Source organism: Vibrio sp. 10N.222.46.A1 (assembly GCF_041473595.1).
GTDB classification, from domain to species: Bacteria; Pseudomonadota; Gammaproteobacteria; order Enterobacterales; family Vibrionaceae; genus Vibrio; species Vibrio tasmaniensis_A.
In genome coordinates, this window is sequence record NZ_JBFRSN010000865.1 from 1 (window position 1) to 1188 (window position 1188).

2 protein-coding genes are annotated in these 1188 nt (G+C 36.7%); one reads left to right on the top strand and one right to left on the bottom strand.

The genetic code is table 11. The features are described from left to right. The first annotated feature begins 364 nt into the window (after positions 1–364). A complete protein-coding gene (locus tag AB4496_RS21265) occupies positions 365–724 on the top strand; it encodes a hypothetical protein (RefSeq protein WP_016800258.1) in 360 nt (119 codons plus the stop codon). Between the two features lie 20 nt (positions 725–744). Here AB4496_RS21265 and AB4496_RS21270 read toward each other — a convergent pair. Then, the coding region (locus AB4496_RS21270) for a hypothetical protein (protein ID WP_372131875.1) at positions 745–1188 on the bottom strand (444 nt) is incomplete at its 5' end.

A 1188-nucleotide genomic window follows, 5' to 3' on the forward strand; every position in this document is an offset into this window, starting at 1 on the left:
TTGAGTTGGTGACCACACCCTACGGCGCATTGAAATCAATGCAAATGGTTGTCTGTGAAAAACATAAAGATAATAAAAACAAAAAGTTAAAGATATAATAGTCGCTTAAAGTAACGTGGAAAAATTTTCAGAAATTACACTAATTAGCCGATTAAATTTCAATGGATAAATATATTTTTTCAATGATTATTAATTGATCCCTTATAGGTAAAGCGATGAGAGCGTTTTCAAGGTCCTTTAATTGGAAATCATTGAATGTTGATTGAGCCCTTTATTGACAATGCTTGAAGGGTCTTTTATAAAATTAATTGATTGAAATTTCATTTGAATAACAATGCTTTTAATTGGGATTGAGGAGGGCAATATGACACGTTCTTATCCGCTACAAAGTTCTTTACGTGGAAAGTTAGCGCAAGATTTTAAGACGTTTAGGGATAAGGAAGCATTAAGTGATGCAGAGGCCACACGCCAACTTTTGATGTTGGCACTGCGCATCAAACTCAATGACAGTGAGGATGATAGTCCATCGAACCGTGCGTTGATGGAAGAGATTTATCGTGTCGTTCGTGGCTCATCTGCGATCACTGATGTGGTTCATGGACAAACCTTTGATGGTGAAAAATTATTCCGACAACAAAAAGAATCCAAACCCTTTAGGCAACAGGTGAAATCTGATATCGATAATAAAGTCGATGAGTTTCTGGCAGGCAAAAAAAAAGGGTAGTCCATTGGACACCCCTTTTTCTACCGCTCTAACTCTCTATCTAGTTTATTATCTTGGTCATTGTTGTTGTCACGCTCCTGATTAAAATCAAACGTTTTTTGAGGGGAGGGTTCTTTGCTGTCGAAGTGTTCAAGCTCTTTATCTTTGATTTCTTTTGTGTGTTGATTAATATCAGTGTCCGGCTCGTTGGTTAATGAATCATGGTCTTGAGTGGGTGTGTCGAATTCCTCTTTTTGTTGATGCGTTTGTTGATGGTATTGTTCAATACCCTGTTTAATTTCCTCAAGCATATCGTCAGGTGAAACAAACTGAATATTTCTCCCTGAAAAGTTGGCCATGATTTTTTCAACGTTGTTGGGATTTAAATCAGTATTTCCTTGACTCAGTACAATCACAATGTTCTGTCTGATTTCATCGGTGGAGATATTCTGAATGTCATTCTTATGATTGACATTGATAATGTC

Coding starts and splice junctions, on each gene's coding strand:
- AB4496_RS21265 (WP_016800258.1), top strand. CDS start 365: ATGACACGTTCTTATCCGCTACAAAGTTCTTTACGTGGAAAGTTAGCG.